This is a genomic window from Marisediminitalea sp. (assembly GCF_984433645.1).
On record NZ_CFIDRX010000099.1, the window covers coordinates 1 to 15,823 of the forward strand.

Below are 15,823 nucleotides of genomic sequence, written 5' to 3' on the forward strand. Positions count from 1 at the left end.
TCCTGACCACCCATTGCAGCCTGCGACAGTGATACCTGATGCTGACCACTGGTAACCGGATTAACAACCTGAGCCGTTACCAGCTTTTCAACCGATAAAATTTGCTCAATGGGTTGTTTGTCTCGTTTAATGATGCCGTCCAGGTAGTCGTAGGCAATCGAGCCTTCCCAGGACTTATCATTCTCGATGCAATCGTGACTAATGCTGTTCACTCGGGTAACGCGGTCCACCAGAAACCCGGTAACCCCCATGCTGGACTCCACCACGATAACGCGAGAATAATCCGTCTGTTCTCCTGGCTCACCCATCAGGGTGAACTGCAGATCATAGACGGGGAGCACGTTACCTCGTAAATTTGCCAGACCAAGCATTTGGGGTGGGCCTAATGGCACCTTCACCATGGTGGGCACCCGAATGATTTCACCGACGGTCAGCATGTTGAAAGCAAATCGCTCTTCGCCCAACAAAAAGGAGACAAACTGTGACTCTGTTTCTGTGGCGTTGTCGTTGTTTTCTATCACTTCAGACATAACTGCCTCCAACCTGTGTTAGTTGCTTTGCATTTCATCAGCAACAGACGCGATTTCTTCAATAGAACGCGCCAGGTCTTCCATGCCCTTGCTCTGTTGCTCTGATGCACTGAGTGCTTGCTGACAGTTGCTGCTGGCCTGTTCGTTGGCTGCGGCAATTTGCTCCAGACCTTTTTGCGCTTGCGCAACGGCTGCTGCAATTTCTTCACTGGTATTCTGCATGTCGCGGTTGTAGCCAAGTACTTCAGCCATATCAGTGGCAATGTCTGCAATGTCTTTGGTCGTTTGCTGTGCCTTGAGCACTTCGCGATAAGCACTTTCGGCAACATTGCTCAAATCTGTTTTCACATTGACCGTTTGATCCTGAATGCCTTTGATAAGATCTTTGATTTGCTCAACGTTTTCAGCTGCTTCGTCGGCGAGGCTTTGGATGTCGGCTGACACTACCGCGAAACCTTTACCGTATTCACCGGCGCGCGCGGCCTCAACTGCACCGTTGACTGCCAGCATGCTGGTTTTAACCGATACCGTCGTAATGGTATCGATGACTTTGTCTATCTGACGGGTCATGACTTCCATTTGGTTGATCGATTCAACATTGCGCTTACTGGTTTCAAGAGCCGAGTTAATGCCGTTAACCATCTCTTCGATCAGCTTGCGATTCTTCTGCAGTAAATCGGTGATTTCACCACCACGAGTGAGGGCCTGATCAGACTGAGACGACGCTTGCTCTACGCCATCCTTGAGCTTTTCGATGTTGGTTACCGCATGAGCAACCGCGCTGGCAGCCTGTTGTGCACCGTTATTCACCTGATTCAATGCAGTCGCAATTTCAGTGGCAGACCGATTGATTTCTTCCAGACTGGCCGAGAGTTCTTCAGCTGATGCTGCAACCTCTTCCGCGCTCTTACTGATATCAGTACTGTTTTTGAGCTCTTCCGTCACTATTTCCAGTGACTGTGCGGCTTTTTCAGCCTGTGTTAACGCGCTACCTTGTTCTGTCACGTTACTGGACACTTCCTGCGCTGCAGAAGATTGCTCATCAGCCGCACAAGAAATGGACTCTGAGCTTGTCTGAATGTCTTTGGCGGCATTGTCCATTTCGCGAATTTTAACCTGCAGATCTGCAGATCCATTCGCAATCGTGGCCATATCGTCCTTTATCTGTACCAGTTGGTTAGTCACCGCCTCGCCTTTGGTGACTTCTTCCAACGCAGCCTCTGCCGACATTTTTACAGCATCAGACACCTTGTTTGACTGCTGCTGAATTTGCTCGATTTGTTTGGCAATGTCCGCTGCACTTTTATCAGAGACTTCAGCCAACGCCCTCACCGTATCAGCAACTACTGCAAACCCTTTCCCATGCTTGCCCGCACGACCGGCTTCGATTGCAGCATTTAGCGCCAGTAAGTTTGTTTGATCTGCAATACGGGTAACTTGTTTAACTGCTTCACCAATGTTGCTGGCTTGCTGTTCCAGTTCGCTCATCATCACCACGGAACGAGACTGATGCTCAGACGCCGTTTTCACGCTCGACATCATCGTAGACAAATCTTCAACAACGCGTTCTACAAAGGTTTGCAGCGTATTGGTTTTGGTGAGGGTATTGCCGGACAGGTCAAGTTGCGCCCCCAACGACTTGCTAATCTGAACGATAGCGGCCAGGCTTTCCTGGCTTGCACTGCTCGATTGCTCGGCACCGGTTGCTATCTCAGTGATAGCAGTGCCCATTTGGTCAGCGGCACTGGCGGCTTCGTTAATTCCGGTAGCAAGCTGTGCACATGCTGTAGCAATTCGCTCTGCAGCCTGTTGTTGACGAGCTAGGGTACGGGCACGCTTTCGCTGCTCTTCTGCCTCGCGTCGCATTTTAGGATCTACGCGAACCGTCGTATTGGTCGCAGCGGGTTCTGAATGTTTTTTAAGGGCCATGGGTTACCTCACTCGTTCACGGCAATATTGCAATGCGTGTTTTTACTATACGAATGAGACAAAAAAATAAGGTATTAAACCAAATACCTTTATTACTTAATGTATAACTTACTCACTTGAAATCAGCATAGTTACACAAAATATACACAATAGACATTTAGCATAAAAGTCACTATTGTCATATATGGATTATAGAAAAATTAACCAGTTACGTGAGCAACTAGGTGTTTTCGGAATAGCAGACATTGTTTCTGGATTTTGTCTATCTATACTTAAGTTGCATGCGAATACGAATTTAACGCTGTATAAACTTAAGTATAAGGGTACATAAGCTGAGGCTTATGTGTTGAATCCATTAGGGATTTACAACTTGAAATAGCGGGATTGTATAGCGTCAATCCCGTTAGTAGGACGTAAGTGTACAGCGCGTTATTTGTTAGCAATATAGCCTTGTAAGGCTTCAATGATAGCCACATTAGCAGCAGGGAAGGCGCTTGCATCGAGGGTGTCTATACTCAACCACTTGCCGGGTTGGCCTTCGTTACCTACTGGCTCGCCTTTAAAGCCATCAACGATGAATACAATCAGCTTAACCTGCTTATCTCCATAGTCATGGGCAATGGTCATCAGGGGCTCCGTATGCGTTATTTGAATTGCAATCTCTTCCTTTAGTTCCCGGTGTAGCGCTTGTTCAGGGGATTCCCTTGCCTCAACCTTACCACCCGGAAACTCCCACTTACCGCCCTGATGTTTATCATTCGACCGCAAGCACACAAAAGTTTGATGGCCTCTTATTACCACGCCTACCGCGACTTCAACGACTTTCATATTCACCTCAAATGAAAAAGGGGCACGACTGCCCCTTCTGAACATTACCTATTACAGGCTACGATAATTTACCGTGACACTGCTTGTATTTTTTACCCGAACCACATGGACAAGGATCGTTGCGACCTACCTTAGGGCCGGTACGCGGCGCTGATGCCTGTGCGGCTTGTGGGCCACTTGCTTCCGGACCAGGTTCACCATCGGCATTAGCATGCTGATAATTCTTTGGTACATCATCAGCCTGACGGCGTTGCTCTTCTACTTTTTCAACATCCGACTCGGCACGAACCTGAACCCGGCTAAGGATGGTGATCACTTCGCCTTTCAACGCTTCCAGCATTCCTGAGAACAGTTCGAAGGCTTCGCGCTTGTACTCTTGTTTAGGGTTCTTCTGCGCATAACCTCGCAGGTGAATACCCTGGCGCAAGTGGTCCATGGCAGCCAAGTGTTCTTTCCAATGGCTATCCAGATTCTGCAACATAACGGCTTTTTCGAATTGACGCAGTACCGCTTCACCTACCATATCTTCTTTGGCTTTATAGGCAACAGCAAGTTCTTCCAGAATCTTTTCCCGAAGCTTTTCTTCATACAGCTTATCGTCGTCATCCAGCCACTTTTGAATCGGTGCGTCGAGGGCAAAATCTGCTTTCAGGCGTTGCTCCAGACCATTGACGTCCCACATCTCTTCAAGTGACTGTGGAGGAATGTACTCGTCTACAACACCACTGATCACATCTTCGCGGATCGCCTGGATAGTGTCACTGATATCACCTTCGTCGAGTAATTCATTGCGCTGTTCGTAAATAACTTTACGCTGATCGTTGGCAACATCGTCGTATTCAAGTAACTGCTTACGAATATCGAAGTTTCGGCCTTCTACCTTGCGCTGGGCATTTTCAATGGCGCGGGTAACCCAAGGGTGTTCAATGGCTTCACCGCGCTCCATACCCAGGCGCTTCATCATGCTCGCCATTTTTTCTGACGCAAAAATACGCATCAGAGCATCGTCTAACGACAAATAGAAACGCGAGGAACCCGGATCTCCCTGACGACCGGCACGGCCACGTAACTGGTTGTCAATACGGCGAGACTCGTGACGCTCAGTACCAATGATGTGCAAACCACCGGCTGCCAACACAGCTTCGTGATCTTTCTTCCACGCTTCTTTGATTTTAGCTATCTGCTCTTCAGTCGGCGATTCCAGTTTGGCGACTTCTGCCTGCCAGTTACCGCCCAAGACGATATCCGTACCACGACCGGCCATGTTGGTGGCGATGGTCACCGCACCAGGACGACCCGCCTGTGCTACAATATCAGCTTCCTGAGCATGGAACTTCGCGTTAAGTACCTTGTGCGCGATTTTCTCTTTCTTCAGAATGCGCGCGATTAGCTCAGAATTTTCAATGGAGATGGTACCCACCAACACAGGTTGTCCGCGTTTCACGCAGGCCTTGATGTCTTCGACAATAGCTTCGTATTTTTCCTGTGCAGTCAGATAAATCAGATCTGCTTTGTCGTCACGAACCATTGGACGGTTGGTTGGAATGACCACCGTTTCCAGACCATAAATATGCTGGAACTCAAAGGCTTCGGTATCTGCAGTACCTGTCATACCTGACAGCTTTTCGTACAAGCGGAAGTAATTCTGGAACGTTATAGAGGCAAGCGTTTGGTTTTCGTTTTGAATTCTTACACCTTCTTTGGCTTCAACAGCCTGGTGTAAGCCTTCAGACCAACGACGGCCTTCCATTGTACGACCGGTGTGTTCATCAACAATAACGATATCGTCGTCTTTAACGATATAATCAACGTCTTTGGCGAATAGCTTGTGGGCACGAAGTGCAGCATTGATGTGATGCAATAGCGAAATGTTACCCGCGTCGAATAACGACTCATCTTCAGGGAGCAAACCTTCACGCTTGAGAATTTCTTCAACGTGGATCTGACCTTTTTCGGTCAGGTGGATTTGCTTGGCTTTCTCGTCGATGGTGTAATCGCCGTCGCCGTGTTTATCTTCTTCGTCTTCTTTATCCTGCTGAACCAATTCAGGGATCACGCGATTAATGCGCTTATAAAGCTCTGAGCTATCTTCTGCAGCGCCAGAAATAATTAGCGGCGTACGCGCTTCGTCAATGAGGATGGAGTCAACTTCATCGATAACCGCAAAATACAGCTCGCGCTGAACACGGTCCTGCGGACTGAACGCCATGTTATCGCGCAGGTAGTCGAATCCAAATTCGTTGTTGGTACCGTAAGTAATATCTGCCTGATAGGCTTCGCGCTTTTGCTCAGGCGCCATACCAGGAATATTACAGCCCACCGTCAGGCCCAAAAACTCAAACAAGCTTCGGCTCCAGTCGGCATCACGACGTGCCAGATAATCATTCACGGTGATGACGTGAACGCCGCGACCCGTCAGGGCATTCAAATAGGTCGGTAAAGTCGAGGTCAGGGTTTTACCTTCACCCGTACGCATTTCAGAAATTTTACCCGAATGCAGTACCTGACCACCCAGCATCTGTACGTCAAAGTGACGCATGCCATATACGCGTTTACTGGCTTCCCGGACAACTGCAAATGCTTCAATCAGGATGTCATCAAGGGTAGCGCCGTCTTTCAGTCGTTGCTTGAATTCTTCAGTCTTCTGCTTCAGTGCGGCGTCGTCCAGTCCTTCAAACTCGGCTTCCAGAGCATTTATGGCGTTAACGTGCTTTTGTAATTTTTTTAATAGTCGGTCGTTTCGACTGCCAAAAACTTTTCTGAGAATGCTTGCAAACATTGTGTTGGTATTTCCACTGCTGTAATCAAAAATAACCAGCGACCGGCTAACCCGGTGCTCGTCGCGTATCAGACTGGTTTGATAGAGACTACGTTACTTGTTGTAAACGTAAGGAAGAGGATCGACTTTCTGGCCGCTTTTAATGACTTCATAATGCACATGTGCACCCGTCGAACGCCCGGTACTGCCCATTTGTGCAATAACCTGCCCTTTGGTGACCAGATCGCCTTTGTTTACCATTAGCGAGTCGTTATGTCCGTAGCGTGTCACGAGCCCATCACCGTGCTCAATCTCCACTAATTTGCCATAACCGTACCTGTCACCTGACCAGGTTACAATGCCTGCGGCAGTAGCAACGACATCGTCACCCACTTCGCCGGCGAAATCCAATCCACTATGCATAGCAGGCTGACCCGTAAAGGGATCGGCACGCATGCCATAGTAGGACGACAACCATCCTTTCTCTATCGGACGACCCGATAAACTAATCTGTTCATCTATATGGTGTCCGGTAACCAATCTTTCAAGGGCTTCCAGTTGCTGCTGTTTATACTGCAACTGACTGCCTAATTCTTCTATAGGTGTAAGTAACCTGTCCTGTTCGTCCTGTAGCTGTTTTGCGACAGACACTGACGCTAACCCGAAATCCTGCACAGACTGTTCATCGATACCCATGGCTTTTGCCAGCACCTGTGTTTTCGCGTCAATTTTATCTAAGGTGAGCCTCATTGCACTGAGCTGTTCTGTCAGGGCTTTTACTTGCTCATTCGTCGCAGATTTTAATGCATCGACTTCCTGTTGCTCGGCTTCAAGCACATTTTGAGCAATTTTGACGCGGGCGAAATTTTCGAGGGAGGAATCAGTTGAACGGCTGGAAACTAACACAAACAGCGACGACAATACGGTCAGGCTCACAATAGAGCGCACGCTCATACTGTGACGAACCCGTCGTTTTTTGCCTATAAATGTGACTGTTAATTTCATCGCTGTGTCTTATGCGCACCGTAGTGCTTGGCGTTCTTTAGTTTTATTTCGTGTTACAAACTTGCTAAAAATAACACGTTTCGCGCTATTTTAGCGATATTTCCTTTAAATAAACAACAAAAAAGCCGCCCTGAGGGCGGCTTTTTCAGCAAATTCTCTTATACCAGAGCGGGTTGCGCGTAGCGAATAGGCGCTTCTTCCTGCGACTCGTAAGTCACATATTCCCAGCAATCCTGCTGTGCCAGCACGGCATTTAGCAATTTATTGTTCAAACCGTGGCCAGTTTTGTATGCCGCCAGTTCACCAATAATGCTATGACCACCAAGGTACAAATCACCAATAGCGTCGAGGATTTTATGCTTCAGGAATTCGTCATCATAACGCAAGCCTTCCGGGTTTAATACGCGGTAGTCATCAAGTGCTACCGCATTTTCCATGCTGCCACCCAATGCCAGGTTATTTGCGTTCATGTATTCCAGATCACGCATAAAACCAAAGGTTCTGGCGCGGCTGACTTCGTTTACGTACGAGCACGAATCAAAGTCCATGACCATGTGCTGACGCGTCTGGCTAATAACCGGGTGCTCGAAATCGATTTGGAAATCGACGCGGAAGCCGTCATAAGGACGTAATTCTGCCCATTTGTCGCCGTCTTCAACACGCACCGGCTTGGTCATGCGAATAAAACGCTTAGGCGCGTTTAATTCTTCAATTCCGGCCGATTGCAGCAGGAATACGAAAGGACTGGCACTACCATCCATGATCGGTAGTTCGTTGCTGTTTACCTCAACAATAATGTTGTCGATACCCAGACCTGCCAGAGCAGACGCAAGGTGTTCCACGGTGTGGATGCTCACGCCGTCTTCGTTGTTCAGACAGGTACACAACATGGTGTTCCCCACGGCGTTAGCGCGCGAGTGAATGTCTACATGCGGATCAAGGTCAATACGCCGAAACACGATTCCCGTGTTCGCAGGCGCTGGCCGGAGAGTCATAGTGACCTTGTCTCCTTTATGCAACCCAATGCCAGTTTCCTGGACAGCATGTTTAATTGTACGTTGTCTAATCATCGAATTCGTATTACCTACACAAAAACGGCCGGCAATTATAGTGAGCCGACTATTACTTGTCAAAAATCTGTCATGAATATTACCGTATTACCAGTAATATTTGCCGTTTCGACTGTAAAAGCTGTGTAAAGTTCTCTTTACTGGTCTAATCTGCTTGCTTGCGCAGGAAAGCAGGAATATCCAGATATTCGAGATCATTACCCGGCTGTGCATTTTCGTCTGCTTTCAGCGCCTGGTTACCATCGGTACCACCCACTGCACGGCCTTCACCGCCAGACTGGAACTCACGAGCCGAAGACGATAAACGCGCGCCTTCTGAACTAACCAGTGCAATATCAGGCTTACGCTCAGCACCAATACCGGTTGCAACAACGGTTACACGCAGTTCGTCAGTCATTTCCATATCAATAACGGTACCAACCACGACTGTTGCGTTTTCCGATGCAAATGCCTTAACCGCGTTACCTACAGTCTCAAACTCATCAATTGCAAAATCCGGGCCAGCCGTAATATTCACCAGAATACCGCGCGCGCCTGACAGGTCGATGTCTTCCAGCAGCGGGCTGGCAATAGCAGACTCTGCTGCTTCTTCAGCACGATCCGGACCTGACGCAGAACCACTGCCCATCATGGCTTTACCCATTTCAGACATAACTGTACGCACGTCGGCGAAATCCACGTTAATCAGACCTGGGCGTGTAATCAGCTCAGCAATCCCCTGAACCGCACCACGTAAAACATCATTCGCAGCGCTAAACGCCTGTAGCAACGGTGTACCAGGACCCATTACCTTCAGTAGTTTTTCGTTCGGAATAGTAATCAAAGAGTCAACATTTCGCGCCAACTCATCGGTACCCTGATTAGCAAAATCAGTACGCTTTTTACCTTCAAATGGGAAAGGCTTGGTCACTACCGCTACCGTCAGGATCCCCATTTCACGTGCAATTTTTGCCACTTCTGGTGCTGCACCGGTACCTGTACCACCGCCCATACCCGCGGTAATAAAGACCATATCGGCACCATCTAAAGCCTGACGAATGGTTTCACGGTCTTCCTGGGCAGCTTCTCGACCTTTATTTGGATCGGCACCCGCACCCAGACCTTTTGTTACGTTAGAGCCGATCTGTAATGTCACATCGGCAGATGAGCTGCGTAATACCTGCGCATCGGTATTAACAGCAATAAATTCCACGCCTTCAATGCTGTGAGACACCATGTGCTCAACCGCATTACCGCCGCCGCCACCGACTCCGATGACTTTGATTACGGCTTCTTCACCGTGGCTATCCATTAATTCAAACATACTTACTCTCCGGTTTTGTACGTCTATACACACTTATCCATACACAGTTATTGTGACCATTCCATCGTCACGGTTGTGCGTGGTTAAGCGCCCCCTAAAAAATTAAAATTCACCCTTAAACCAGCTTTGCACCCGCTTCCACAAACCATCAGTGGTGCGTTGTTTACTGGTCTTCTTATTATCAAACTGCATTTTTCCGTACTGGAGGAGTCCGACAGCCGTTGCAAAGCTCGCATCGTCTGTATATTCAGACAGTCCTACCATGCCCAATGGTTGTCCCACTCTGACGGGCATTTGAAAAATTTCTTCTGCAAATTCTACCGCGCCTTCCATTTTGGCGGTGCCACCTGTCAGTACAAGACCGGCTGCGATTTGCTCATCAAAGCCACTGGCTTTGATTTCTTTGTAAACTAATTCAAACAATTCCTGGTAGCGAGGTTCGATAACCTCAGCCAGGGTATGCCGTGACATCACCCGCGCAGGACGTCCGCCTACACTGGGTACTTCAATGCTGTCTTCCATGCTGACCATGTCTTTCAGCGCACAGGCATAATTGACTTTAATCTCTTCTGCGTTGCTGATCGGCGTGCGGAAGATTTTCGCGATATCACTGGTAATCTGATTACCTGCCAGCGGAATAACCGCGGTATGGCGAATAGCGCCGTCGGTGTATATCACAATATCGATGGTGCCAGCGCCGATATCGACTACCGCCACCCCTAATTCACGCTCATCGTCTGTCAACACGGCATAGCTCGATGCCAGCGCAGAGAAGATCAATTGGTCTGCGTGTAATTCGCAGCGCTCAACACATTTCACCAGATTTTTAGCCATGTCATCGGCACAGGTGATAATGTGTGCTTCGGCTTCCATCCGCACACCCGACATACCGATGGGGTTTTTAATTCCCTCTTGTACATCGATAGTAAATTCCTGCGGTAACACATGCAGTAAACGGCGTTCAGCGGCAATCGGCACCGAACGCGCTGCATGCACTACGTTGTCTACGTCTTCCTGTGTCACTTCCTGATTATTGATCGGTACCATGCCACTTTCGTTCTGGCACTTTACATGACGACCGGAAATCGACATGAACACCGACGACACCTGACAATCTGCCATTAGCTCCATTTCGTTAACGGCGCTTTGCACAGACTTCACTACCAGGTTCAGATCGTTAACGCCGCCTTTGTCCATTCCGCGTGCGACATGGGTTCCAACCCCAACAATACTGATTTGTTCATCATCCAGTAATTCACCGAGGACGGCTTTAACCCGGCTGGTGCCGATATCGAGTCCTACAATCAAATTACGTTCTGCCGCTTTAGACATTAATTCTCAATCTCTTAACTTTTTGTCGTGTCGTCTTCAGACCAGCCCACGGCCAATCCGGTGTCGTATCGTAAATCTACATACTGTATGGCTTTGGGCTGCTTCGCTAACAGCGGGTACACATCCACAAAACGCTGCAATCGGTCAATGAATTCCTGTCTTCCCAGGTTGACTTCAATGCCGTTCTTGAGCTGAACCTGCCAGGCATACCGCTCACTTAGCGATAACTCTGCGATCGTTAGCTCCCGCCCTGCCAGTAACGACTGCATGGCGTTGTATCCTTCCAATGCTGTCTTCTCACTGCCACCCGGACCAAACAATTGAGGTAAACCAAGTGACTTTCCCTCGGCATTAAAACTTTCACCGTAAGGGTTCAGCATTAAATCTTCATTCCAGCGTGCAACCGGTGTTTGCTCAACCAAATACACCTTCAGGCGGTTTGGCCATTGCTTGCGCACCGATGCCCGGTACACCCAGGCCTGTTGCTCCAATAACTGATGTATGTCATTCACATCTAAAGCAAAAAAGCTGCCGGGTTGCGACTGACGAATCAATTTTTCCAGTTTTAGCACATCAAGGTGTTTAAACCGGCCTGAAAAATCGATGACCTGCACAGGTGCACGTTGCTCGTCCTGCATCCAGCTGTAAGTTTTAACACCTACTGCGACTAACACAGCAAACACCACCACCAAAAAGGTGATGCCGCCCCATGGGGCAGATTGCTGTTGCGCCGCCATAATTACGCAGGCTCCATACTGGTTGCCAGCACGGCCAGTACCAGTTCCTGAAAACTAATACCTGCTGCGGCTGCCGCTTTGGGAACCAGACTTTTTTCAGTCATGCCCGGCACGGTGTTGGCTTCCAGTAAATAAAACTGTTCGGTCTGGCTGTCCTGCATTACATCTACCCGGCCCCAGCCGGTAGCAGACAATGCATCGAACGCGTCCGTACACAATTGTGCCAGTGTGCTTTCCTGTTCATCAGACAGGCCACTGGGGCAAAAGTACTCGGTAGTATTATCCTGGTACTTTGCCGAATAATCGTAAAACGTATGTGGGGTTGACATGCGGATCGATGGTAAGGCTTTTCCCTGTACCACAGATACAGTGAATTCCCGCCCATCTATGAACTGCTCAACCAGGACTTGATTATCGTATTTAAAGGCGTCCTGAATGGCCGTTTCTAGTTGTTTAGCGCTTGTCACTTTAGCCATCCCAATACTCGAGCCTTCCCGAGCAGGTTTGACCATGACTTTTCCCCCTAATTTATTCATTATAGCGCCGCATGATCCAGCTTCAAAGCGACTTTTTACAGCAATTTCATATTTCGCAGTAGGAAGTTGCAGGCATTGCCAGATTTGCTTGGTGTGGATTTTGTCCATCGACAACGCAGAGCCCAATACACCGCTGCCAGTATAAGGAATTCCCAACTGTTGAAGCGCACCTTGCATAGAGCCGTCCTCACCACCCCGACCATGCAGCATTATCAATACGCGATCGACCTTTTCCGCTATTAAATCAGTTAGTTGCCTCTCAGCCGTATCAAATGCAAAGGCATCAACCCCCGCTGATAGCAGGGCTTTTAATACGGCGTTTCCCGAGTTAAGAGACACTGCTCGCTCAGCCGAATCGCCACCTAACATCACAGCAACGCGCCCGTATTGTTCTGCAGAGTAAGTCGTGAACGTCATGATAGTTGCCCTTGCAATTTTTCAGGTTCCATCCCGGTTGCTGCCAGTTTTTTCGCTAATTGACCAATATTACCTGCGCCCTGGGTCATCACAATGTCGCCATTTTGCAACTGATTCGCCAAAATCGAGGGTAATTCTTCATGACTGCCTACATACACAGGCTCTAACTGACCACGTGCACGAATCGACCGCGCTAATGCCCGGCTATCGGCCCCTTCAATGGGTTGTTCGCTTGCCGCGTAGACATCAAGCAGCAACAGACAATCAACCTGAGATAATACTTCCACAAAGTCCTCGTATAAGTCGCGGGTACGGCTATAGCGGTGAGGCTGATACACCATCACCAGACGTTGTGAAGGCCAGTTATTTCTGGCCGCCGCTATGGTTGCCGCCACTTCTGTCGGGTGGTGTCCGTAGTCATCCACCAGCGTAACTTCACCGACGGAAGTGCTGAACTCGCCCAGTACTTCGAAACGACGACCAATACCGCCAAACGTGGAAAGCGCACGGCAAATAGCGCTGTCTTCAATGTCTTCTTCGGTGGCAACGGTAATCGCCGCAAGCGCATTCAATACGTTATGCGCACCGGATAGCTTCAGTTCGATTGCCAGCGGCTCGCGGCCAGGGCGAATCACATCAAAGGTTGTGCGGCCAAACTGATACTGAATATTGGTAGCCCGCACATCGTTATCATCATTAAAACCGTAGGTCAGCACACTGCGCCCAATGCGCGGCAGCAAGTCTCGGATTACCGGATCATCACCACACACCACGGCCTGACCGTAAAACGGCAGATTGTGCAAGAATTCGATATAGGTGTCGGTCATTTTCGAAAAATCACCGTCATAGGTATCCATGTGGTCGGCTTCGATATTCGTGACTACGCTCATCATTGGCTGCAAATGTAAAAACGACGCATCGCTTTCATCTGCTTCGGCAATCAGATACCGGCTTTTGCCTAATCTGGCGTTTGTACCCGCACTGTTCAGTAACCCGCCGATGACAAACGTTGGATCGGTTTCAGCTTCGCCAAAAATAGTCGCAATCAGACTGGTTGTCGTGGTTTTACCATGTGTCCCGGCTACCGCAATACCGTGGCGGAAGCGCATTAGTTCTGCCAGCATTTCTGCACGGCGAATAATGGGAATGCGCTGTTGTCTGGCAAACTGAATTTCCGGATTGGCTTCGTTAATGGCGCTGGATACCACCACCACGTTGGCGCCTTCGACATTTTCCGCTTTGTGGCCAATCGCAATATCGGCCCCCAACGCCGTAAGGCGCTGAGTCATCGCACCAGCCTGAATGTCAGAGCCCGCTACCTGATAACCTTCATTCAACAACACCTCGGCAATGCCTCCCATACCGGCACCGCCAATCCCAACAAAGAAGATGCGTGTTACTTTACGCATTTGTGGGCTTTGAAAAGGTGTTTCTAAAACCATTTACTACTCTCCAGTTACAACGTATTCGCATGCGTCGGCCACCTGGCCCGCTGCGTCATGTGGCGCAAATTGCTTGGCTTTCATGGCAACAGCTTCGCACGCCTGAGGATCGTTAATCCAAGTCTGAATAATGCCTGGCAACTTGTCGGTTAACGCTGACTGAGGCACCAATTCCGCTGCCTGATTGTCTGCCAGCGAACGGGCATTTTGTGTCTGGTGGTCGTCAACGGCATGCGGAAGCGGTACAAAAATCGCCGCTTTACCTGCCGCGGCCACCTCAGCCACGGTTAATGCGCCAGCCCGGCAAACAATAAAATCTGCCCATTGATAGGCCTCAGCCATATCGTCAATAAATTCGGTAACCTTGGCTTCTGTGTTGCCATAAGCCTGTTTCACCGCTTCTGCGTTGCCTTTACCGCTTTGATGCCAAATAGCCAGCCCTGGCATGTTCTTACACAATGCAGGAATGTTTTCGTTCAGTGGTCTGGCGCCCAGGCTCCCCCCCACCACTAACATATTTAACGGCGCGGTTGAGGTTGATTTCACCGGCAGATCCAATATAGCTTTTCGTACCGGGTTGCCCGCAGTCACGCACTTTTGTCGCTGCGAACCAAAATGCGTTTTGGCCGAGTCGAAGCCCAACATGATGCGTTTCGCTACCTTACCCAGCAACCGATTGGTCATACCGGGCACCGCGTTTTGTTCGTGCACAATAACCGGGATTCCCAGACTCCAGGCAGCCAGTCCGCCTGGCCCGCTGGCGTATCCGCCCATGCCAAGCACCACATCTGGCTGTAAGGTTCTCACCAGTTTGCGTGCCGCAATCAGCGACTTAAACAATGCCCACACACCACTTAACCTTGCCTGAATACCTTTGCCTCGCAAGCCTTTTACCGGAATAAAGTGAATCGGATAACCGTGCTGAGGCACCACCTGAGCTTCCATGCGCTCTGCAGTGCCAAGCCAGTCGATGTGCCAGCCGCGTTTCACTAACGTATCTGCCACTGCAATACCGGGGAAGACATGACCGCCAGTCCCGCCCGCCATGATCAGGCAACGCTTAGTCATGACGCGTCTCCTCATCATCTACAAAGCTGGCTTCTTCGGCCTGATCTTCTGCGCTTTGCATGGCTTGTTTTACTTTGGCTTTCGCTTCTCGTTTTTTGTTGCGTTTAGCTTCGCGCTTAGCGTCGGCTTTTGCTCCTTTGGTCAGCGCCTGGACGCCGGCTACACGCAGTTCAAAATCAATTCTAAGCAACAGCGATACAGCAACCGCCATGACAATTAGACTTGAGCCGCCATAACTAACCAATGGCAGGGTAAGCCCTTTAGTCGGGAGAATACCGGCGCTTGCACCAATGTTGACCGCCGTTTGAAAACTAAACCAGATGCCAATGGAGTAAGCCATAAAACCATCAAACGGACGGTCGTTAGCCAACGCGCGATTCCCAATTTGCAATGCGCGAAGTACCAGCCACAGCATTAGCAGCAATACCATCATAACGCCAACAAAGCCCAGCTCCTCAGCCAATATCGCCATTACGAAATCGGTGTGCGCTTCGGGGAGAAACTCCAGTTTCTGCAAACTGTTACCCAGTCCCTGACCAAACCAGTTGCCGCGGCCGTAGGCCATTAGAGACTGAGTAAGCTGGTAGCCACTGCCAAACGGGTCTGCCCATGGGTCTAAAAACGAGGTTACCCGTCTTAGCCGGTATTCCTCAAAGACAATCAATGCCACAACGGCCAGAATGCCGACAAACATTAACGCGAAAAACTGCCACAATCTTGCCCCGGCCAGGAACAGCAGCCCGATAGTCGTCGCCAACATCACAACCACAGTCCCCAAATCAGGTTGAGCCAACAGCAATAATGCCAGGATAAAAAACACAACCAGCGGCTTAATAAACCCTTTCAGGTTTTCTGTTACTTCATCGTA

Annotated in this window: 13 protein-coding genes; all 13 read right to left on the reverse strand. The window is 49.4% G+C overall.

Annotation, left to right across the window (positions count from 1 at the left end; all coding sequences use genetic code 11):
• Positions 1-530 (reverse strand): chemotaxis protein CheW (locus AC4MRN_RS13020; protein WP_491203519.1); only part of this gene is annotated, 530 nt, incomplete at its 3' end.
• Positions 531-548: 18 nt separating this feature from the next.
• A complete protein-coding gene (locus AC4MRN_RS13025; RefSeq protein WP_073323282.1) occupies positions 549-2,459 on the reverse strand; it encodes a methyl-accepting chemotaxis protein in 1,911 nt (636 codons plus the stop codon).
• Positions 2,460-2,888: 429 nt separating this feature from the next.
• Entirely contained in the window at positions 2,889-3,287 is a 399-nt protein-coding gene (gene mutT, locus AC4MRN_RS13030; protein ID WP_491203520.1) for an 8-oxo-dGTP diphosphatase MutT, read from the reverse strand.
• Positions 3,288-3,345: 58 nt separating this feature from the next.
• Positions 3,346-6,066 carry a preprotein translocase subunit SecA gene (gene secA / locus AC4MRN_RS13035; RefSeq protein ID WP_255051460.1) on the reverse strand — a complete coding sequence of 907 codons (2,721 nt, stop codon included), beginning with the start codon at positions 6,064-6,066 and terminating at the stop codon, positions 3,346-3,348.
• Between the two features lie 93 nt (positions 6,067-6,159).
• Complete coding sequence (locus tag AC4MRN_RS13040) at positions 6,160-7,050, reverse strand: M23 family metallopeptidase (RefSeq protein ID WP_073323286.1); 891 nt, start codon at positions 7,048-7,050, stop codon at positions 6,160-6,162.
• Between the two features lie 158 nt (positions 7,051-7,208).
• Positions 7,209-8,120 carry a UDP-3-O-acyl-N-acetylglucosamine deacetylase gene (gene lpxC, locus AC4MRN_RS13045; RefSeq protein WP_255051461.1) on the reverse strand — a complete coding sequence of 304 codons (912 nt, stop codon included), beginning with the start codon at positions 8,118-8,120 and terminating at the stop codon, positions 7,209-7,211.
• A gap of 145 nt (positions 8,121-8,265) precedes the next feature.
• Complete coding sequence (gene ftsZ / locus AC4MRN_RS13050; protein ID WP_073323290.1) at positions 8,266-9,423, reverse strand: cell division protein FtsZ; 1,158 nt, start codon at positions 9,421-9,423, stop codon at positions 8,266-8,268.
• Positions 9,424-9,525: 102 nt separating this feature from the next.
• Positions 9,526-10,755: a cell division protein FtsA gene (ftsA, locus tag AC4MRN_RS13055; protein ID WP_073323292.1), complete on the reverse strand. Its 1,230-nt coding sequence runs from the start codon at positions 10,753-10,755 to the stop codon at positions 9,526-9,528.
• Positions 10,756-10,769: 14 nt separating this feature from the next.
• Entirely contained in the window at positions 10,770-11,492 is a 723-nt protein-coding gene (locus AC4MRN_RS13060) for a cell division protein FtsQ/DivIB (RefSeq protein WP_073323294.1), read from the reverse strand.
• Between the two features lie 2 nt (positions 11,493-11,494).
• A complete protein-coding gene (locus AC4MRN_RS13065) occupies positions 11,495-12,445 on the reverse strand; it encodes a D-alanine--D-alanine ligase (RefSeq protein ID WP_255051462.1) in 951 nt (316 codons plus the stop codon).
• On the reverse strand, positions 12,442-13,887 hold the full coding sequence (gene murC / locus AC4MRN_RS13070) for a UDP-N-acetylmuramate--L-alanine ligase (protein ID WP_370241047.1): 1,446 nt from the start codon (positions 13,885-13,887) through the stop codon (positions 12,442-12,444). Before murC ends, AC4MRN_RS13065 begins: the two co-directional genes overlap by 4 nt.
• 3 nt (positions 13,888-13,890) lie before the next feature.
• Positions 13,891-14,955 carry an undecaprenyldiphospho-muramoylpentapeptide beta-N-acetylglucosaminyltransferase gene (gene murG, locus AC4MRN_RS13075; protein ID WP_491203521.1) on the reverse strand — a complete coding sequence of 355 codons (1,065 nt, stop codon included), beginning with the start codon at positions 14,953-14,955 and terminating at the stop codon, positions 13,891-13,893.
• Positions 14,948-15,823, reverse strand: an 876-nt coding sequence (locus tag AC4MRN_RS13080) for an FtsW/RodA/SpoVE family cell cycle protein (protein WP_491203522.1), incomplete at its 5' end; no start/stop codon positions are given. The genes AC4MRN_RS13080 and murG, both read right to left, overlap by 8 nt.